The organism is Mesobacillus thioparans (assembly GCF_965138835.1).
GTDB classification, from domain to species: domain Bacteria; phylum Bacillota; class Bacilli; order Bacillales; family Cytobacillaceae; genus Mesobacillus; species Mesobacillus thioparans.
This window is the reverse complement of the sequence record NZ_CBCSFH010000001.1, coordinates 430,115-449,810: the sequence shown is the minus strand read 5'-3', so window position 1 is coordinate 449,810 and position 19,696 is coordinate 430,115. Positions and strand designations below refer to the sequence as shown.

General features: G+C 43.7%; 22 protein-coding genes. 14 read left to right on the top strand and 8 right to left on the bottom strand.

The features are described from left to right. Nucleotides 1–227 precede the first annotated feature (227 nt). Entirely contained in the window at nt 228–494 is a 267-nt protein-coding gene (locus ACNAZ4_RS02360) for a phosphocarrier protein HPr (protein ID WP_415812580.1), read from the top strand. Then, on the top strand, nt 494–2,209 hold the full coding sequence (ptsP, locus tag ACNAZ4_RS02355; RefSeq protein ID WP_415812579.1) for a phosphoenolpyruvate--protein phosphotransferase: 1,716 nt from the start codon (nt 494–496) through the stop codon (nt 2,207–2,209). The genes ACNAZ4_RS02360 and ptsP overlap by 1 nt, the downstream gene beginning before the upstream one ends. 375 nt (nt 2,210–2,584) lie before the next feature. Here the strand turns inward: ptsP and ACNAZ4_RS02350 are convergent, their stop codons facing one another. Then, nucleotides 2,585–3,250 (bottom strand): GNAT family N-acetyltransferase, encoded by a 666-nt coding sequence (locus ACNAZ4_RS02350; protein ID WP_415812578.1) that lies wholly within the window; start codon nt 3,248–3,250, stop codon nt 2,585–2,587. A 238-nt stretch (nt 3,251–3,488) separates the two neighbouring features. Here ACNAZ4_RS02350 and ACNAZ4_RS02345 point away from each other — a divergent pair, with 238 nt between their 5' ends. Next, complete coding sequence (locus ACNAZ4_RS02345; protein WP_415812577.1) at nt 3,489–4,370, top strand: NAD(P)-dependent oxidoreductase; 882 nt, start codon at nt 3,489–3,491, stop codon at nt 4,368–4,370. 61 nt (nt 4,371–4,431) lie between these two features. After that, a complete protein-coding gene (locus tag ACNAZ4_RS02340; protein WP_167831916.1) occupies nt 4,432–4,608 on the top strand; it encodes a hypothetical protein in 177 nt (58 codons plus the stop codon). Nucleotides 4,609–4,646: 38 nt separating this feature from the next. Here ACNAZ4_RS02340 and ACNAZ4_RS02335 read toward each other — a convergent pair whose 3' ends face one another. Next, complete coding sequence (locus ACNAZ4_RS02335) at nt 4,647–5,792, bottom strand: aminotransferase A (RefSeq protein WP_415812576.1); 1,146 nt, start codon at nt 5,790–5,792, stop codon at nt 4,647–4,649. Nucleotides 5,793–5,919: 127 nt separating this feature from the next. Between ACNAZ4_RS02335 and ACNAZ4_RS02330 the strand changes: the two genes are divergently transcribed. Both ACNAZ4_RS02330 and ACNAZ4_RS02325 read left to right on the top strand, forming a co-directional pair. Beyond that, on the top strand, nt 5,920–6,402 hold the full coding sequence (locus ACNAZ4_RS02330; protein WP_415812575.1) for a DinB family protein: 483 nt from the start codon (nt 5,920–5,922) through the stop codon (nt 6,400–6,402). Nucleotides 6,403–6,745: 343 nt separating this feature from the next. Continuing rightward, the gene (locus ACNAZ4_RS02325) at nt 6,746–7,651 is read left to right on the top strand and encodes a chemotaxis protein (protein ID WP_415812574.1); all 906 of its coding nucleotides are present in this window, start codon (nt 6,746–6,748) and stop codon (nt 7,649–7,651) included. Between the two features lie 51 nt (nt 7,652–7,702). Here the strand turns inward: ACNAZ4_RS02325 and ACNAZ4_RS02320 are convergent, their stop codons facing one another. After that, the gene (locus ACNAZ4_RS02320; protein WP_415812573.1) at nt 7,703–8,173 is read right to left on the bottom strand and encodes a YkyB family protein; all 471 of its coding nucleotides are present in this window, start codon (nt 8,171–8,173) and stop codon (nt 7,703–7,705) included. Between the two features lie 111 nt (nt 8,174–8,284). Continuing rightward, nucleotides 8,285–8,782, bottom strand: a complete 498-nt coding sequence (locus ACNAZ4_RS02315) for a L,D-transpeptidase family protein (RefSeq protein WP_415812572.1) — start codon at nt 8,780–8,782, stop codon at nt 8,285–8,287. A gap of 200 nt (nt 8,783–8,982) precedes the next feature. Between ACNAZ4_RS02315 and ACNAZ4_RS02310 the strand changes: the two genes are divergently transcribed. Beyond that, on the top strand, nt 8,983–11,100 hold the full coding sequence (locus ACNAZ4_RS02310) for an EAL domain-containing protein (RefSeq protein ID WP_415812571.1): 2,118 nt from the start codon (nt 8,983–8,985) through the stop codon (nt 11,098–11,100). On the opposite strand, the gene ACNAZ4_RS02305 is transcribed toward ACNAZ4_RS02310, so the two are convergent. Next, the gene (locus tag ACNAZ4_RS02305; protein WP_415812569.1) at nt 11,101–11,985 is read right to left on the bottom strand and encodes a metallophosphoesterase; all 885 of its coding nucleotides are present in this window, start codon (nt 11,983–11,985) and stop codon (nt 11,101–11,103) included. It abuts the gene before it with no gap. A gap of 168 nt (nt 11,986–12,153) precedes the next feature. On the opposite strand from ACNAZ4_RS02305, the gene ACNAZ4_RS02300 reads away from it, so the two are divergent. Then, nucleotides 12,154–12,378, top strand: coding sequence for a hypothetical protein (locus ACNAZ4_RS02300; protein WP_415812568.1), 225 nt, complete (start codon nt 12,154–12,156; stop codon nt 12,376–12,378). A 40-nt stretch (nt 12,379–12,418) separates the two neighbouring features. Here the strand turns inward: ACNAZ4_RS02300 and ACNAZ4_RS02295 are convergent, their stop codons facing one another. Beyond that, nucleotides 12,419–13,195: a C39 family peptidase gene (locus tag ACNAZ4_RS02295; protein WP_415812567.1), complete on the bottom strand. Its 777-nt coding sequence runs from the start codon at nt 13,193–13,195 to the stop codon at nt 12,419–12,421. 169 nt (nt 13,196–13,364) lie between these two features. On the opposite strand from ACNAZ4_RS02295, the gene ACNAZ4_RS02290 reads away from it, so the two are divergent. From ACNAZ4_RS02290 to ACNAZ4_RS02280, 3 genes are all read left to right on the top strand, one after another. Next, nucleotides 13,365–14,573, top strand: coding sequence for an EAL domain-containing protein (locus ACNAZ4_RS02290; protein ID WP_415812566.1), 1,209 nt, complete (start codon nt 13,365–13,367; stop codon nt 14,571–14,573). Nucleotides 14,574–14,646: 73 nt separating this feature from the next. Next, nucleotides 14,647–14,889 (top strand): hypothetical protein, encoded by a 243-nt coding sequence (locus ACNAZ4_RS02285; RefSeq protein ID WP_415812565.1) that lies wholly within the window; start codon nt 14,647–14,649, stop codon nt 14,887–14,889. A 135-nt stretch (nt 14,890–15,024) separates the two neighbouring features. Beyond that, nucleotides 15,025–15,771, top strand: a complete 747-nt coding sequence (locus ACNAZ4_RS02280; RefSeq protein ID WP_415812564.1) for a DUF3993 domain-containing protein — start codon at nt 15,025–15,027, stop codon at nt 15,769–15,771. Between the two features lie 70 nt (nt 15,772–15,841). Here the strand turns inward: ACNAZ4_RS02280 and ACNAZ4_RS02275 are convergent, their stop codons facing one another. Next, complete coding sequence (locus ACNAZ4_RS02275; protein ID WP_415812563.1) at nt 15,842–16,081, bottom strand: glutaredoxin family protein; 240 nt, start codon at nt 16,079–16,081, stop codon at nt 15,842–15,844. Between the two features lies 1 nt (nt 16,082). Next, a complete protein-coding gene (locus tag ACNAZ4_RS02270; RefSeq protein ID WP_415812562.1) occupies nt 16,083–17,045 on the bottom strand; it encodes an MBL fold metallo-hydrolase in 963 nt (320 codons plus the stop codon). Between the two features lie 185 nt (nt 17,046–17,230). Between ACNAZ4_RS02270 and ACNAZ4_RS02265 the strand changes: the two genes are divergently transcribed. The 3 genes from ACNAZ4_RS02265 to ACNAZ4_RS02255 all read left to right on the top strand — a co-directional run bounded on the left by ACNAZ4_RS02265 (nt 17,231) and on the right by ACNAZ4_RS02255 (nt 19,689). Further along, the gene (locus ACNAZ4_RS02265) at nt 17,231–17,467 is read left to right on the top strand and encodes a YkuJ family protein (protein WP_415812561.1); all 237 of its coding nucleotides are present in this window, start codon (nt 17,231–17,233) and stop codon (nt 17,465–17,467) included. 212 nt (nt 17,468–17,679) lie between these two features. Beyond that, a complete protein-coding gene (cbpB, locus tag ACNAZ4_RS02260; RefSeq protein WP_415812560.1) occupies nt 17,680–18,126 on the top strand; it encodes a cyclic-di-AMP-binding protein CbpB in 447 nt (148 codons plus the stop codon). Nucleotides 18,127–18,183: 57 nt separating this feature from the next. Next, complete coding sequence (locus ACNAZ4_RS02255; RefSeq protein ID WP_415812559.1) at nt 18,184–19,689, top strand: MDR family MFS transporter; 1,506 nt, start codon at nt 18,184–18,186, stop codon at nt 19,687–19,689. Nucleotides 19,690–19,696: the final 7 nt, after the last annotated feature.

The window sequence follows — 19,696 nt, the reverse complement described above, 5'->3', positions numbered from 1 at the left end:
GTCTAGACAAGAGTGAAATGCTATTCTTTTGTGTGGGATGCCAATCCATATTTCTGAGGAAATGATTGGAAACAATATATGGTGTGAAAGAACTGTACAAATGGGTAAAATACAAATATCATTTTGGCCAGGCCAGATTTTGACCTTTCGCTGAATTGAACCATTTAGTTTGGAAGGCATCATGTATGGTCATCTTAAACATCTATTTTAAAGGAGATTGATCTAGTATGGTACAAAAACAATTCAAGGTTGTTGCTGAAACAGGAATCCATGCTCGCCCTGCTACAATGCTTGTTCAGGCTGCAAGTAAGTTCGATTCAGAAATCCACTTAGAATATAAAGAAAAAAAGGTAAACCTTAAGTCAATCATGGGTGTAATGTCATTAGGAATCGGCCAGGGTGCAGATATCTCGATCATCGCAGAAGGAAGCGACGAGCAAGATGCTCTTAACACGCTTGAAGAAACTCTTAAAAGAGAAGGTTTAGCTGAATAATGGGCTTTCTCCAGGGGATTGCCGCTTCAAATGGCATTGCAATCGCTAAAGCCTATAAGCTTGTCGAGCCCGATTTTTCATTCGAAAAAAAATCTGTAGATGCCCCTGCTGAAGAGGTTGCCCGATTCCAGGCAGCGCTTCAGACAGCAAAATCTGAGCTCGAAAAGATCCGTGATCACGCCGGTACAGCTTTGGGTGCAGATAAAGCAGCGATTTTTGATGCACATCTTCTAGTTTTAAGTGATCCAGAACTGATTTCACCCATCGAAGATAAAATCACTACTGAAAACGTAAATGCGGAACACGCATTGAAGGAAACAGCTGATATGTTCATCGGCATGTTCGAATCCATGGACAATGAATATATGAAAGAACGTGCTGCAGATATTCGTGATGTAACCAAGCGGGTCCTGGCACATCTTTTGGGGATCCAAATTCCTAATCCGAGCATGATAGCCGAAGAAGTTGTCATTGTGGCCGAGGATTTGACTCCGTCCGATACTGCACAGTTGAACCGTCAGTTTGTAAAGGGTTTTACAACCAATATTGGCGGGCGTACATCACATTCCGCAATCATGGCTCGTTCCATGGAAATTCCTGCTGTTGTGGGCACGAAGGCAGCTACAGAAGAAATCAATAATGGCGATATCGTCGTTGTGGATGGATTGAAAGGTGAAGTCCATTTCAATCCGACTCCTGAGGTGCTTGAAGCGTACAAAAAGGTTCAGGAAGATTACGAGAAGCAAAAGGCAGAATGGGCAAAGCTTGTTAATGAAAAATCAGTAACAGCAGATGGCCATCATGTCGAACTTGCTGCGAATATCGGCACACCTAAAGACCTAAAAGGTGTTGTGGAAAATGGCGGCGAGGGAGTTGGACTGTACCGTACGGAATTCCTCTATATGGACAGGGATCAGCTTCCTACCGAAGAAGAACAATATACAGCATATAAGGCTGTTCTTGAAGGAATGGAAGGCAAGCCGGTTGTTGTCCGCACATTGGATATCGGCGGTGATAAAGAGCTTCCTTACCTTGATCTGCCAAAAGAAATGAATCCATTCCTTGGTTTCAGGGCGATCCGTCTTTGCCTTGAAGAAGTGGATATTTTCCGTACGCAACTGCGCGCTCTGTTGCGTGCCAGTGTACATGGCAACCTGAAAATCATGTTCCCGATGATTGCTACTCTTAATGAATTCAGGGAAGCAAAAGCAATGCTCGAAGAAGAGAAAGCTAAGCTTGTTCAGGAAGGCATCAAGGTTGCCGACCACATCGAACTTGGAATCATGGTCGAAATCCCTTCCACGGCTGTCCTTGCTGATCAGTTTGCGAAGGAAGTCGATTTCTTCAGCATTGGAACAAACGACCTGATTCAATATACGATGGCTGCTGACAGGATGAACCAGCAAGTATCTTACCTATATCAGCCGTACAATCCTTCCATCCTTCGGCTTGTGAAAATGGTCATCGAAGCCGCACATAAAGAAGGGAAATGGGCTGGTATGTGTGGAGAAATGGCTGGGGATGAAACGGCGATTCCAATCCTGATTGGGCTTGGTCTTGACGAGTTCTCCATGAGTGCTTCTTCCATCCTGAAGGCACGCACTTTGATCAGGAACTTGAACAAAGACGATATGGAAAAGCTTGCTTCTGAGGTGTTGAACATGAGCACAACAGAGGAAGTAGTAGAAGCAGTAAACAAAGCAGTGGTTTTGTAATATATTTGTAATATATAAAATGTTTTAACCTATATCAGGCGGGTATATATGAGTAAGCACTTTGGTTAGACTGAAAGTAAGCTAATCATTCTCATTTTCCCCCAGATTTGGCCGGCTGTTAATCAGCCGGCATTTTTTTATGAAAAAAAGCAAATTTACCTAGATTAAATTGGCGGGAAGTCTGGCAGTTGGGCTTCGAGAAATAGGGAAGAACAAGTTCGGACAGGTTTACATGTGAAAGCAGAAAAGCTGTCCGAAGCAAGAGCAAGTTGGGACAGGTTTGAAGGAAAAAACAGAAAAGCTGTCCGAAGCCAGGGCAAGTTCGGACAGGTTTGGAGAAAAAAGCAGAAAAGCTGTCTGAAGTCAGGGCAGCTTCTAAGCTTTAAAAGGGTTTTTCCACTCCATAAGCATTCCATAATTCAATGATTCTTCATCCTCCAAATAATTGGCTACAGGTTTTACCGGGGTACGGCCGCAGCGGAGCAGAAACGAAACGACTGGATCCTTCAATTCACCATCAAGTATTTTCTCTACATACTGGTCTATCGGCATCTGTGCAGCATAATGGTGATAACCCGGCATCCTTCCGCCACCCAAAAGTCTATCCAGTCCTAAATAAACTACTGTTTCATACATGGATTGCATCATCCATTTTCCAAGGCCCAGTTTTCGGTAGGCCGGGCTGATACAAATATCGACTATGTAAAGTGTATTGCCATTTGGGTCGTGATTCCGGATATAGCCATTATCTGTGATATCAGCCCAAGAATGATCTTCATCCCCATCTTTCAAATCAACAATCAGGCCAGTGATGGAGCCTGCAATCCTGCTATCGATTTCAACACATATCGCTCCTTCAGGGAACAAGCTGATGTGATTCGTCAGCTGATCTTCATTCCACCACAGGTCTTCTGGAAACGGCGGAGGGAAGGCTTCCTGCTGGACGCGGATTAACTTGGCAAAATCTTCCCTCGAATAATTCCTGATTGTCGCCTTGACCGGTTTATTATTGTCGTAAACATACATCTCTTTATAAAACATGTTCACACCTCGATAAGTCGTTATAACCACAGTATAAAAAGTTTGGGCAGCCAAGGTCAACTAGTGGTCCATTAATAAATATTTGAGCAAATTAATGTTTGAAGAGACCAAAGAAGGGGTAATATAAGGAGGCGCATAAAAATGGTAGATCGCTCTGGAGGCCGGGATTAATTTCTCGGCCTTTTTTAATTCTAATGTTAGAATATATTTAAAATTAAAAAGGGAAGAAGGAGTACATATGCTATCAAAAGAAGATACAGTGATTGGGTTCATCGGAACTGGTGTGATGGGGAAAAGCATGGCCGGTCATCTGCTTGATGCAGGCTATCAGCTTACTGTCTACACCAGAACAAAAGAAAAGGCAGCTGAATTGCTGGAAAAAGGCGCAGTCTGGTCAGAGTCACCACGTGAGGTTGCGCAAAAAGCAGACGTTATTTTTACTATTGTCGGTTACCCGTCAGATGTAGAAGAAGTTTATTTGGGCGAGGATGGACTCATCGGCAATGCGAAGCCAGGCAGTTATCTGATTGATATGACGACATCGACCCCATCCCTTGCAGTGAAAATTCATGAAAAAGCGAAAGAAAAAGGAATCCATGCGATTGATGCACCTGTTTCCGGCGGTGATGTCGGTGCGCGTGAAGCAAGGCTGGCGATCATGGTCGGCAGCGATGACGAGGCTTTCCTGGAAGTGGAACCGCTGCTTAATTTATTGGGCACGAATATAGTGCATCAGGGAGAGCCAGGTGCTGGCCAGCACACAAAGATGGCCAACCAGATTGCGATTGCTTCGAATATGATCGGTGTTTGTGAGGCAATCATCTACGCCGAGAGGGCCGGACTTGATCCAGAGACGGTATTGAAAAGCATTTCGACCGGTGCTGCAGGCAGCTGGTCACTGTCAAACCTGGCACCAAGGATGATAGCAGGCAATTTCGAGCCTGGTTTCTTCATCAAACATTTCATCAAGGACATGAAAATCGCCCTCGATGAAGCGAAACGGATGGACATGGAAGTGCCTGGCCTCTCGATGGCTCTTTCATTGTATGAGCAGCTCGCGGAAAAAGGCGAGGAAAACAGTGGCACGCAGGCGTTATATAATTACTGGAAACAATCATAATATTTGCTAGTCATAGACCCCTCCTTTGGTAAAGATACTAAACCTAAAGGAGGGGATTTCTATGGCTAAAAGGACAAAAAAGAATGATCCGCAGCAAAAGAACAAAAAGGGTTTCGACTCAGCTGTCATTGATTCTGAGTTCTCACATGAAATTGGCAGTGCAGCGACAAATAAAATCCATAAAGATAAAGCAAAAAAAGAGAAAGCTCCTAAGAATAACGGAAAATACAAGGGATAATAAAAAGCCGTTCCTGCTGGTGAGGAACGGCTTTCAAATTATTGTCGTAAATATCTTTCCAGACGGTCTAGTCCTTCTTTAAGCGTGTCCATTGAATAGGCATAGGAAAGGCGGAAATAACCCTCTCCAAATTCAGAGAAAGCACTTCCTGGAACAACTGCGAGCTTTGCTTCTTTGACTAAATCCATGCAAAAATCAAATGAAGAAATATTGTTTGCCGGAATTTTAATGAAAAAGTAGAACGCTCCTTCAGGCTTGATGACATCAAGGTTCATGGATTGGAGTCTTTTGAATACATAATCGCGCCTAATGGCATACTCCTCTTTCATTGGCAATGCGTCATCGATCCCCGCCGTCAAAGCCTCCAATGCAGCCATTTGTGAAATCGAAGTTGCACAAGTCACATTGTATTGATGTACTTTCAGAATATGTTTCGCCAGATATTCAGGCGCAAAAAGCATTCCTATCCGCCAGCCTGTCATCGAGTGGGATTTGGAAAGCCCGTTAATGACAATTGTCTTTTCCTTCAGGAATTGGGCAATAGAGACATGTTTCTGCTCGTAAACCAGTTCACTGTATATTTCATCAGCCAGTACAAAAATATCCTTATCCATCAGAAGTTGTGCAATTTCTTGGAGCTCGCTCTCATTCAGGCTGACCCCGGTAGGATTCGATGGGTATGGAAGGACGATACACCTTGTTTTTTCGGTAACCAGGCTCTCAATCAGTTCGACAGTCATCCGGAATCCAGTATTCCTGATATCCGCATAGATTGGAGTGGCACCGCAAAGCTTTATGATCGGTTCGTATCCTGGATAAACCGGTCCGGGAATGATGACTTCACAACCCTCCTCAAGGATGGTCCTAAAGGTGATATCAATCGCCTCACTCGCGCCTACGGTAATAATTGTTTCATGTTCAGCTGAATAGGAAACATGATATTTCCTTTTGTAAAAGTCTGCCGAGGCCTCTCTTAGCTGAATCAGCCCGGCGTTATGGGTATATGTAGTGATATTCTCCTCTATGGCCTGCTTGCCTGCATCTTTAACATGTTCTGGTGTTGGAAAGTCAGGCTGGCCGATGGTCAAAGAGACCATATCTTCCACATGCGCAACCATGTTGAAAAACTTCCTGATGCCTGATATCTCTATATTTTTTACCCGATTATTTATTAAATGTTCCACGAAAGACATCCCTCCAATGTTCCTTTTTATTTTACCATGTTAAAGGGGAAAGTTGTAAAATCCTAAGTGATGAAAAAAGGGTAAATGAACAAAGCAGCGAATATTATCTAGTTAGAATAGGAAAGGGGTGTTCCAATTGGAATTGCAACAAATCCAAAAACATTATTCAGAGTTCGATAGCTGGATCCAATCATTGAGGAACCTTGATGACAGTGAGTGGCATAAGCCTCTTGGTGAGGGAAAGTGGACGGTAGCTGCGGTAGTATCCCATCTGCTCTTCTGGGATGAATTTTCATTGAAGGAACGTTTTCCGTATTTTAAGGAAGATGCCGTTTTGCCATCTTTCCCTGATTTCCAGGATGTCAACGACAGGGCGCGTGAATATGCTGAAAAGAAAGCGTCAAAGGATCAAATCCTTGAGGAACTTCTTGCTGTCCGTCACCAGTTCCGTGAAATGCTTAAAAAAATGGATCAAGATGCGCTTGCCGTGTCCTTCAAGATTTCCGATCATCAAATGACGACTGGTACATATTTTGCTGACTTTATCTGGCATGACCTCCACCATCAAAAACAAGTAGACGCTGTGTTAGGAAGGACAATCGCAAATTGATTTTCTGTGGGCAAATCACTTTGGTTTGCCCTCTTTTTATTTCCCCTGAAATTGTTGTGAATTGCAGGCTTTGGTCCTTTTTGCTTAAGGCTGTTTTCGTAAAGAATGTTGTTAAAATCCCAAAGCCGATTTTAACGTGATAATAAGCTATTCTGTAGTTCGGAATAAAGTGTGCAGGCTCTTTTCTCTTAATTATCTATAATTTTGTGAAGAAATATATGTCATACAATCCAATTTTGTAACTAAAAAAACAAAGTTTGAGAAAAGAGCTTAGCTTAAAGGTTTTATCTAACCTGCCGATAATAGGTATATAGTACCCATTTTAATATAGAGAAGGTTGAACATGATGAATGATAATGGAATTTTACTAGAATCGGGAACGAATGAACTGGAAATTGTCGAGTTTGGCATCGGCCAGAATAAGTTTGCCATAAATGTTATGAAAGTGAAAGAAATCCTCAATCCGGTGGCGGTCGTGGAGATCCCGCAGTCGCATCCATTTGTAGAGGGAATCATGGAACTCAGGGGTGAAGTGCTTCCTGTCATCAATGTGGCAGCTGCTTTAGGACTGAAACAGTCTTCCCAGTCGCAGACGGATAAGTTCATTGTTGCAGAATTCAATCAGCAAAAGACGGTATTCCACGTGCATACTGTTTCACAGATCCATCGCATTTCATGGACTCAGATCGAGAAACCATCCGATCTCTATCAGGGACAGGAGAGCCAGGTGATCGGTGTGATCAAGCTCGCAGGAGAGATGGTGCTTTTCCTGGACTTTGAAAAAATCCTTCTTGAGATCAATCCCGATTCCGGGGTGAAAATCAGTGATGTCAAGAAGCTTGGTCCGAGGGAACGTTCCCTGAAAAAAATCGTGATTGCCGAAGATTCTGCAATGCTGAGAAAAATGCTTCATGACACTTTAAGTGAAGCAGGATTCGAGAACCTCGAGTTCTTTGAGAATGGCCAGGATGCAATTTCCTATCTTGAACACCTGGCAGGAAACCCACAAGAGTTCCCGGGTGCAGTCCAGCTGGTGATCACGGATATTGAAATGCCGCAGATGGATGGCCATCACCTCACCAAGAGGATAAAGGAGCATCCTATCCTGTCAGGCCTGCCGGTGATCATTTTTTCTTCGTTAATCACGAATGAACTGCGTCATAAGGGAAATGTTGTCGGTGCGGATGCCCAGATCAGCAAGCCGGAAATCGCTCAGCTGGTCCTGAAGATTGATGAATTGATCGTTTAGGAATAGCGGATTTAGTGGAGAAAAAAAGAAAGCTGGGCTCCCAGCTTTCTTTTATGGATATCTTTCGCCTAGTTTTTTGAAAACAGGCTTTACATATTTTCTAGTCCTGTCAGAAGTGGAAGCTTCCGGGGCCTCTTTTAACCCTGTATAGGATGACAATATTTTTTTTGCATTGGTCAATGATATCGATGCGCGCGGGTTCCTGACAGACTGGTCAAGCTTTCCCAGGTGGGGCAGCTGCTCAAAATCCTGTTTAGTTGGCGGGATATGGAATGTGTAATCCCCGCAAACCACCAGTACGTCTGACTGCTGCTGGCTGTTCCTTGGGTTGTTTGAGAAATGCAGGCCGGTTTTTCTGGCTTTCCCGTCCTTGATCATTTTTTTAATCGCATCATGTTTTAACTGATAAAGAAATTTCGGGTTAGGAGCAGTCTTGGCATGACGGTTCACTGTGAAGATAGCTTGCGAGAGGTTCTCGATCGTTGGACGGAGTTGGGGAATATTGTTCCTTTCATTTTTCAATTGGTTAGGCTCCTTTCTTAGTTAGGACATATGAAGTCCTTTTCAACCATGATTCTATTATAACCTTTATATGGCTATTTGAGAAATAGAAGCCTTTGGAGATAAGGATTATTAAGGTCTGATTATTACTTTTGTTCCATTTGGTACCTGCCTGGCCAATTCGAGAACATCTTTGTTATGCATTCTTATACACCCTTTTGAGACAGACTTGCCGATTGAAGCCGGGTTATTGGTTCCATGGATCCCGTATCCAAGTTTGGAAAGCGATAACCACATAACGCCATAAGGTCCTCCAGGGTTTGGTTCTCTGTTGACAATGACAAATTCTCCGACCGGGGTCTGTGTCAGCATTTTTCCGATGCCGACTGGATAGGTCTTCACGAGGCTGCCTGATCTGGATAAGCTGAGCCTTTTACCGGATAATGATACCGAGATTGAATATGGGATTGAAGCTGGATCAGGAAGTCCGGGAATGAAAATTCGCTGACCTGGATAAATGATCGCCGGGTTGGTGATCCCTGGATTGCCCGATAGGATTTGCCCGAGTGGGCGGCGGTAATTTGCTGCAATGACAGCTAAAGTCTCGCCCCTTTTAACAATATGATACATACAATCGCCTCCTCTTCTTAGCATATGCTGGTTGGGTGGGAAGGGTTTCTGTCGCTTCAGGGTGTCGATTTTTAGCGAAAATATGTAAATATTTAAAAAATAGTATCGTTTTTCCTTTTTCAAACAGGTAAAATAGGAGTATAAAACTATTTCGGATCATGGACCAGGTACGAATGTACTTCTGGAATGAGGATGGTTGGATGAATCAGATGAAGCAAACACGAATGACGACAAGGAGGAGCATACCTGCTCCAAATAAAATAGAACAGATGATTTCGGATATCATCTTTAAACATGTGAAGGATCTTGTTTTTATCATGAAGGTAGAACCAGGATTTCAATTCCGTTACTTATTTGCGAATGAAAACGGCCTTCTCCATGCAGGCTTGAACCCGTGCGATATTGGCAAGACAATGGAGGAAGTATTGTCGCTTGACCGCTTTAGCCCATTGCAAAAGCAATATGTAAAAGCTGTGAAGGGCGGAGAGGAAATCGTTTTCCATGATGAAGTCGATCTGGAAAATGAAAAACAGGTTTTGGGTGAAACGCTCCTGACCCCTGTCAAGAATGTGTCAGGGGAAGTGCAATATGTTGTAGCAGTCACCAGGGATATCACCGAAACGCTAAAGGAAAAGAACAGGTTGATTGACAGTGAGCAGCGCTATCGTTCACTCATTGACCATAATCTGGATGCTGTCTTTTCGATTGATCTGAAAGGGAAGATCCTTGATGTCAACCCTGCTGCGCAACTAATGACAGGCTATACAGTAAAGCAGCTCAAATCGAGGAAAATCACCAGTTTGATTTGTGATTCCGATTTGCTTCCATTCCAGGAATTGTTGACGGAAACGAAACTTGGAAATGCAAAGGAATCACTTGATTGCCGCTTCATGCACCGGAAAGGAAATTTCCTGACTGTTCATTTGAAGACCATCCCAATCGTGATCCATTCTGAGATAAGGGGCATGTATATCATCATCAGGGATCTTTCCGAGCAGGCTAAAAACACCGAGTTGATCAGATATATGGCATTCCATGACCAACTTACAGGCCTGCACAACAGAAGGGCACTTCTCGACCATCTGGATAATCTTGTGAAAAACAAACGGAAGCAAAGGACTCCGTTCGCCCTTCTCTTTCTTGATATCGATCGGTTCAAGTACCTGAATGATACATTGGGACATCTTGTAGGAGACCAGATTTTAAAACAGGTGGCCGATCGGCTGGTCGAAATCCAAAAAGAAAACTGTACTGTTTACAGACAGGGTGGAGATGAATTCACCATTGTCCTGGAGGAAACAGGCAGAATGGCCGCAGGTGAATTTGCCCAGAAAATATTATCAAGATTCAATGAGTCTTTTTATTTCAATTCCCAGGAGTATTATATAACACCGAGCATCGGAATCAGTCTATATCCCAACGACGGCAAGGATGCTGAATCATTGATCAAGTATGCGGATGAAGCATTATATAGTGTCAAAGACAAAGGGAAAGCCCACTACCAGTTTTATCGTTCAGACATGCAATCCACAGGCATCAATGTCATTACTCTTGAAGCCCATTTACGGAAAGCGATCGAGAGGGAAGAACTGGAACTGTATTATCAGCCTCAAGTGGACCTTACCACCAACGAGATATCCAGCTTTGAAGCTTTGCTTCGATGGAACAGCAGTGAATTGGGCTTTATTTCCCCGGCCGAATTCATTCCGCTCGCAGAAGATACCGGGTTGATCATTCCTATCGGCAACTGGGTAATTGACCAGGCATGCCGGCAGATAAAGGAATGGTCGGCGAAGTCAGGGAGGCCGATCAGGATTGCGGTCAATATATCTCCGAAGCAATTTTTGCAGCTGGATCTAGTCAGGGTGATCAAAAGTGCGATTGAGCGGCACAGTATAGACCCTTGCCTTCTGGAAATAGAGATCACTGAAGGTGCGATGCAGGATACGAAAGAGACGATCCCGACGCTGAAACGCTTGAAAAATCTGGGGATCAAGATATCAGTAGATGATTTTGGGACTGGCTATTCATCACTAAGTTATTTAAAGCAGTTTCCTATTGACGTATTGAAGATAGATCAAAGTTTCATAGGGGATATAAAGTACAACGGCAAGGATGCCGCCATCATCACAACCATTATCCACCTGGGAAAAAGCCTTGGCATGGAAGTGATTGCCGAAGGTGTTGAAGAACAGAGCCAGGTGGAATTCCTGACAAAGGCAGATTGCGAAAAAGCCCAGGGATTCTATTTTGCCAGACCGTTGAAGAAGGAAGAAGCAGAAGAAAAATTCATCGTGAAATCGAAAACAAGCAGCTGATCAGCTGCTTGTTTTTTCGTGGCGGAATGTAAATAATGTTAGTTCTGGCTGTGACAAAAACCTGAATGGAAGCCGGGTTGTCCCCAGCCCGCGATTGACATAAAGTCTCAATTCCTTGTTGGCTCCTGCGTCATAAAAGCCTTCCACATATTTTTCGGCAAACGGCGGGGTGACCAGTGGACCATAAAAGGGTATCTGGATTTGTCCGCCATGGCTGTGTCCGCTCAGCTGCAATTGGATAGCATATTGTGCTGCTTCATCTGCTTTGTCAGGGGCATGGGATAAGAGGATGGTGTATGAGTCTTCAGGGATTGTGGACATAGCCTCTGCCACATCGGGCTTTCCAAGCATGGCATCGTCAATGCCAGAAATCCAGATTGAACTGCCATCGAGAAGCTTTATAGAGGAGGCCTCGTTCATCAACAAGGTGAACCCAGACTGTTCCATGATTTGTTTATATAAATCGGAACCGTATCCTCCATGATCGTGATTTCCGTATACAGCAAATTTTCCGAAGGGAGCCTCAAGCTCGCTTAGCAAGGAAATGATTTTCTGTTTCTTACCTGAAAAGTTCCTGGGGTCATCGAGTAAATCGCCTGTGAAAAAAATCAAATCCGGGCCCTGACCATTGATCTCGGCAACCAGCTTCGCAAGCTGCTCAATTGTATATTGGAAACCAATATGAGTGTCGCTGAATTGGATGATTCTCATGCCATCGAACCCGGCAGGCAGCATGGCGCTCCTAATTGTATGGCGCGTGACATCGAGCATCCTCGGTTCGACTTCACGGGCATAGAAATAGCCGCCAGTGGTTAGTCCTGCTGCAGTCAGAATCGAGCCGACAGTCCTTTTTATAAACTTCCTCCTGGTGATTTGTTCAGACATAAAAATACCAACCTATCTCCGGATTTTCTCTACTATACTAGCAAACAAACCTTGAAAAAAGAAGTGCCATTTTCGGGAAGGAACTCTTTTGTGTGTTTCTTGAACATGACTTCAGGGAAGAGAAAGGAGAAGCATGACTTGTCCTTTCCGCAAAAAGAGGTGTTGTTGATGAAATATTATGATATGAGAATGGAAATGATGTTCATACCGATGAAAAATGGCTATTTAAAAGTTTATGTTTCAGGTTTTGACCGTTTAGGAACCTGGGGGAACTCGATCGCTGTCTTTAACGGTGTCTCGGCAACTGCAAATGGTTTCAATAAAAAACGGACAATCGTCCATTCAATTGCCAAGCTTCATAAATCGCTTGAGAAGAAAAGCAGAGGAAGTTAAAAGGGACAAAGCCGAAATGAAGTCCAGCCCTGTCCATGTTTTAACGGTAACTGACTGCTCTTGACTGCATTGCTTTCCATGTTTCGATAAACCGCTGTCTGTCAACGGCCACTTGTTTTCGGCCTGATAAAGGATCGTTCAAATAGACAGTAGTGTCATTGAAACCAACAAGGACGACTGCGTGTAAGTCGAGTGGCGTTTTTATGACTTCGCTGCCATGTGTCCAGGATTCCCAGCGGTCCGGAAGACGATAGTCTCCTGTCGTCCAAACGACAGCTGGATAACCGGAACCCACATGATTCAAAACAGTCTCAAAGTCTTTGCCGGTCAAATTCACTGCGCGGCCTGGAAGATAATGATTGATTAAATCTTCCATAGGCCGATCAAAAACTGCATATCCTGCTCGTTTCCCTGTCATATCTCCAACAAAGCCTTCTGCTGGATCACCCCAGCTTAGGATATCCCCATTCGCAGATCGCTTCAGCGGATCATTATCCTTTTTAATTTCATTAAAAAGCTTCATTTTATTTGTATCAGCTCCGGCATACTTCAGCACCATCGCCAGGCTGGTCACTTCACAACCATATTTCAATTCCGGATTTTGTTTGATCAAGGGTACATTCATCAGTACATTTTTAGCACGCTGTTGCTGCATCTCTGGTTTCGGGACCGCCAGTTCCTGAATCTGTGCAGGAACCTTTTTGATAACGATTGGTTCATGGTCTGACTTGAGTGTCTGGATTTGTTCATCGGCGGGCGAGCCGTGGCTGCATCCAAGCAATGGAAGAAGAATGCCAATGAAATGCCACGGTTTCATGTCATCATCCTTCCATAAGCTCTGTTATTATTTTTCGTCATCTGGATGCTTTTATGACTTGTGGAAAATGGAAACAGTGTAACTGAGGGAATCATATTGTGGTAAAATCGTTCATATCAAAATAATGGATAGGTGCACGGCATAGAACGTGAAGGGGGGTTCGATTTTTTTGGATGCTCTTGATATATTAACTGACCTTGAGCATGTGGTTCCGTATTTTCAGCCGATTTTCAATGCGGAAGAGCATAAAATCATTGGATACGAAATTTTGGGCCGTTATGTTGGCGCTCAGGAAGAAATAAGCCTGGGATCTTTTTTTGAGGATGACACGATACCGGAAGAATACCGTATTGAAGTTGAGAATGTCGTTTTCAGCAAAGCGCTGGAACTGGCCTCTTGCTCAGGTGGTGGCGACCTTCTTTGGTTCGTGAACAGGGATGCGGAATTGTTGATGCTGGATGACGGAGAAGGTTTTTTGCAATTGATCCTGTCCTTCCAGGAAAAAGGAATCCGTCCCGACCATATTGTCCTTGAAATTTCCGATCGCCATGTGCAGAGCCATATTGAACATTTGCTCAATTACTATAAAACCTATGGAATTAAAATCGCGATTGATAAAGTAGGAAGCGAAAGCAGTTATCTAAACCGTATAGCAGGAATTGAACCAGAGATACTGAAAATTGACATGTCCTCACTCCGCTCCAATAACGCCGGCCCGGCTTACCTGGATGTCCTTCACTCATTATCCATCCTTGCCCGTAAAATTGGCGCAGCTATATTGTTTGAGAACATTGAAACACCTTATCAGCTGCAATTTGCCTGGAAGAATGGAGGCAGGTTCTATCAAGGATTTTACTTGCAAAAACCCGATCATGAATTAGTGGACCGAGACATTCTCAAGGATAAGCTGAAGGACGAAATCCACGGGTTTATTTTTTCCGAGAAGAAGCGCCTTCAGTCTTTTTATGATTTGCGGATTGAATTGAACGGCAGGTTCCAGGAACTGATCAGCAAATATAAAAAAGATCAAAGTCCAAGTGAAGTACTAATGGCTTTCGGCGTTCGCATGGATGGGGTTGCCTTCCGGATGTACATTTGTGATGAAGACGGATTCCAGCGTTCGCCTAATCTCTATAAGGCAGGCGATGCGTGGGTCCTGCAGCCGGAATATGAAAATAAAAACTGGAGTTGGCGCCCATACTTCCTGGAGAATATCATCCGCATGAGAAGCGGAAAGAAGGGAATCCTGTCAGATCGCTACAGTGACATTGAAACAGGAGAAGTCATCAGGACTTTTTCACTGTCGTTTAACGAAAATGAATTCTTGTTTGTCGATTTATGTGCCTCTTTTTTGCATGTAAGGGAAGGGTTATTTTGACAGCTGGTATGACGAATAGGAAAGCGGATTAAGCACAATTTATATATACAGCCTTCTATAAAGGGGGATTTATATGAGTATCTATACAACCATGCTTTTATTAGCAGGTGCGGGTGTGCTGGCTGGCGGACTGTTCTATACCTGGGCATTTGGCAAGGGACAGAAAAGAACGCAGGGAAATCTCGATTCCCAGGTTCCAGGAGCCGTCCAGGAGCACGCCTATATCCGCAATCCAATCTTTTTAACCTATATCATTGTCCTTACAATTGCCTTGTTGTTCGTCGTTTATTTTGCAGTGACCACAGCCAGGTATTAACCTCCAAGTTTGGGGGTTATTTTTTTGCCCTGATAAACCAACAATTTTTTCACTATTTGCGTTAGTTCGAGTCAGTATAGGGTAATTTGAAAATAGAAGGCCACTTTTTATGTCAAATGCTGAAGTTATTTTACGATGGAATTTCATAATCATATAGGGAAAATGTTGGTAAAATTGTATGTACCAGTCATCAAGAAAGAGGGGGAGAAAATGGACAAGCACTCATTGCTATTATTCGTATTATTATTTGGATTTTTAGTTTTGTTGTTACCAGCCAATGCCTACGCCCAATCAGACCTGCAGGGCAGGGACGAAATTTTCGAATTCCTCGGGGAAGCTTTTGAATCGCAAGTTTCGTTAAGTGAGAGCGGCAGGACAATGGAGGAGATTGACAGCATCCTTAATCCTTATTTTACAGATGCGTACAAATCAAATTTCATTGAAGAAAACGTTGTCGGACAGGAGAATGAATTCCAGACTTATGGAACAGATTTTGCTCCATATTACATCCCTTTTTATGCTTTTTCTGAAAAGACCAAAGTGGTGGAAATGGAATCAGAGATTTATGTTGTGGAGTTTTTCCCTGCGACCACAGAAGGCCCGGTAGGGTATGAAGATCATTATGAAGGATTGAAGCTTGTCAAAGAAAAGGAAGGGTGGAAGGTTGCTGAATATTTGTATGACCAGGTGCCCCAGGAAGTAATCAATCAGGCATATCCTGAAAAAATGAAGAATCAGCAGGCTGCGAAACCCGAAAATGACGATGAGCCGTTCATTGGTGAAATTGTCTTCGGACCGAATTTCTCCACCTTGAAAACCTTCATGGAATTAGGAGTGGTATTCCGGAACGAAAGCAGGACTATCTTATTCGGGCTACTATAAGGGGCAGCAGGGGTGCACAAAAGTGCACCCCTGCTTTATTGTTTGCTGTTTCCCATAGATTGCTGCTTTCTTATTCTTTTATCTCCAGTACTTTTTTTAACCGCTCCAGATCGAACCCTGTGATGATTTCTTCCCCTATTACGATCGTAGGTGTCGAGTAGGAGTTGTAAGTGTGTGTTAGCTCCTGCCTGCTTCTTTCATCTTCATTGATGTTTTTCTCGGTAAATGAGAATCCAAATTCAGTCAGGAACATTTTAATGATTTTACAGGGAGGGCAATCGTGTTGCGTATATACGATGATGTCGTTCATGTTAATGCGTTCCTCCATTCAGTTTCATCAGGTAATGTGCAAGTCCCATCGAACTCACATTGATGTCAAGGTACAGCAGCTCATAGATGTGATGGTTGTCTGCCAGGCCTTGCTTTCGTAAGTGAGACTGTACTTTATCATAAAGATTTTTGGTAATATTTTCGACAAGTCTTATACGTTGATTTTCATCCGCAAAAACCTGTTTTGCTTCCTCGAGGAAAACATGGAGCCAATTCTCAACCTGCCTGAATGCTTCGGCCGGATTTTCAGACATGCCATAATGACCAAAATAGATTCTTTCGATTCCCAAGTCCATGAATCTGCTTATGGAGTGTAGCATTTTTTCAGGATCGAACTGGTTCGGCGAAGTTGTGGGAAGGTAGAATTCAATCCCTTCGCGGTCAAGCTGTGGATAGTAAATTCCGGCGGTATCCCCAGAAAATATTCCTTTCGTTAAGGGATGATAGACACCCAGGTGATGGTTGGCATGGCCGGGAGTATCTAGAAACTCCAGTGTCAGCTTCTCGCTGATCTTAAGTGTATCGCCCTTGCCTTTGACTATCAAGCGATCCTCCGGCACTTCAACGATTGGATCGAATAAGTCTGAAAACTTATCGCCATAAACCGCCTTTGCTCCCTGAATCAATCTGGATGGGTCAGCAAGATGCCTTGCCCCCTTGGGATGGACAATGACCATTGCATTTGGGCAGTGCGTCAGCATCAAACCTGCACCGCCAGCATGGTCGAGATGGATATGTGTAAGAATTATGTATGAAATATCTTCCGGGGAGATCCCAAGTGAATTCAAGCCTTCAAGAATATAGGGAATGGATGGACTGGCGGAAGTTTCAATCAGGGTAATCTCATCCTCAGCCAATACATAGGTTCCTGTACGTTCTTCCATCTTCAGGTCGTGATCATCGATTAAATAGACATTTTGTGATATTTGTAAGGGCTTTTTCAAAAAATCACTCCATTTCTCAAAGCTTTTACTTGTACATCGTCTGACATTATTTTATTCTGTTAATATTGACATGTAAAGAATTGTGTATAGAAAATTCTGAAATCATTTTACATGGATATAAATAAGCCAATTGCAAAATCTATTGTTAAGTTATTGGTTTTTGTCTTGAAAGGAGAGGGAGCATAATGTCACAGCTTCAGGGTATAATCACTCGTTTGAAGAATTTGCAAGAGCAGTCCAATGGAGGAGAACCTGCTCAACGCTTTTTTGAAGTGAATGGGGATCGCAAATGTCAGGTTACATACCATCCAAAAACGGAAACATATGAATTGGAAGTATACAATGACAAGGAAAAACCGAAGAAATACCAGTTCGATAACATCGACATGATTACGATTGAGATCTTTGACCTTATTCAGTAATCGCTCCATAACAAAAGGACCCATTTTTTGTGGTCCTTTTTTGTTCTTATAGGAAATAATAAAATCAATGTGGTTATCTGAATCCAGCTTCAGCGCCTGGTCACTTGAGACGCTTGCGCTTGTTATTGCAAAGAGCAAACGAATTAAAAGCACCACTAAATAATTTATGATAAAATGAAATGGAAAGAAATCCATTTTAGGGAGTTTTCGCCATGATAAGTCTTTACAGCGGTGAATTTTTGGGATTATCGGTTAAGGACCTGATGATTCCTTCTGAACGTGTAGCCCACGTCCAAGTCGGCAATAGTCTTGAGCACGCCCTCCTTGTCCTGACAAAGAGCGGATATACTGCCATTCCTGTACTGGATCCGCATTATCGTTTATTGGGATTGATCAGTACACCTATTATAATGGACTCCATTCTCGGACTAGAGAGAATTGAATTTGAACAGCTGGATACGAAAAAAGTTCAAAACGCGATGAATACAGAAATCCCCAGGATCAATGTCAATTCCACATTGCAATCTTCGCTGGATCTGCTGGTTGACCACCCGTTTTTATGCATTGAAGATGAATCAGGGATCTTTGAAGGAATTCTGACAAGACGGACCGTTTTGCTGAAACTGTCGAATCAGGTAAAAAGAAATAATAGAAAATAGTGCCTGAGGCAGCTCCCGGATACGGGAGCTGAATTTTTTACTTTTTGAGGTGTGTTTATGGGACAAGCTGAACAAAGGACGACGAAAAAAGAAACGAAGCGGCCTTACGTCCTGGCAACAGTCATGCTCGCCATGTTCATGGGAGCTGTGGAAGGGACCATTGTTTCCACCGCGATGCCGGCGATTGTCGGTGATCTAGGCGGTTTTGCTTTATATAGCTGGGTTTTCTCAGCTTACTTACTTATGAATGCTGTTACAGTCCTGATTTATGGGAAACTTTCAGATTTATTCGGAAGGAAACCTATTCTGACTTTTGGAATCATTATATTCTTGATCGGCTCCATCCTGTCCGGGACGGCAGAAACGATGGAGATGCTGATTTTATACCGGTTCATCCAGGGATTTGGCGCAGGTGCTGTCATGCCGATTGCCACAACCATCGTCGGGGACATCTATTCCAAGGAGGAAAGGGCAAAGGTACAGGGATACCTCTCAAGTGTGTGGGGAATTTCCGCCGTATCAGGTCCGGCACTTGGCGGCCTTCTTGTGGAATATGCAAGCTGGAGATACGTGTTTTGGATCAATGTCCCGCTTGGCATCCTGGCAATCGCGGGCCTTTGGTTATATCTTCATGAAAATATCGAGAAAAAGAAGCATAAGATCGATTATCCTGGAGCGATACTCCTGACAATCTCGATTAGTTCATTGATGATTGTCCTTGTAGAAGCTGGGGCGAACTGGGCCTGGGCTTCACCGGAAACCATCGGCTTGATCAGTCTGAGCGTCCTCGGATTCATTTTCTTCATTCTTCAGGAGAGAAGGGCAGAGGAGCCCATGATGCCATTCAATATCTGGCGGGAACAGTCCATCTTCATTGCAAATATGACTTCTTTGACTACAGGCGTCATGCTGATTGGCATCTCAAGCTTTTTGCCGGCATTCGTCCAGGGTGTCATGGAAAGGTCGCCGATTATAGCAGGCTTCACGCTGACAGCAATGTCGATTGGTTGGCCAATTGCTTCAGCTGCCAGTGGACGGCTGTTACTGAGTATCGGCTATCGTAAAACTTCCCTTTTTGGCGGGGTATCGCTGATCCTGGGAAGCATACTGTTTGTCACCTTGACACCTGAAGCTGGCCCGTTATGGGCTGCGGCAGGCTCGTTTTTCGTGGGTGTAGGGATGGGGCTGACAAGTACGGCTTTCATCGTTTCCATTCAAAATACGGTAGCCTGGCAGCAAAGAGGTATCGCCACAGCAGCCAATATGTTCATGAGGAATCTGGGGAATACAGTTGGTGCGGCCTTGCTCGGGGGCGTCCTCAACAGCAGCATCCTCAGCTATATGAAAAAGAATGGGGCAGATGGCCAGGATCTTTCAATTGATGCCGCTAATGTGCTGCTCAATGAGGCAGAACGGCAAAAGCTATCGGCTGGTATGAAAACGATGCTCCAGGACGCGCTGACAAACGCACTGCATTCGGTCTATATCGTTGTGTTCATATTCGCAATTGTCAGCTTGCTGTTCATCTTTTTCTTGCCAAAAGAAGAAAAAACTGCAGATTGATTTCATC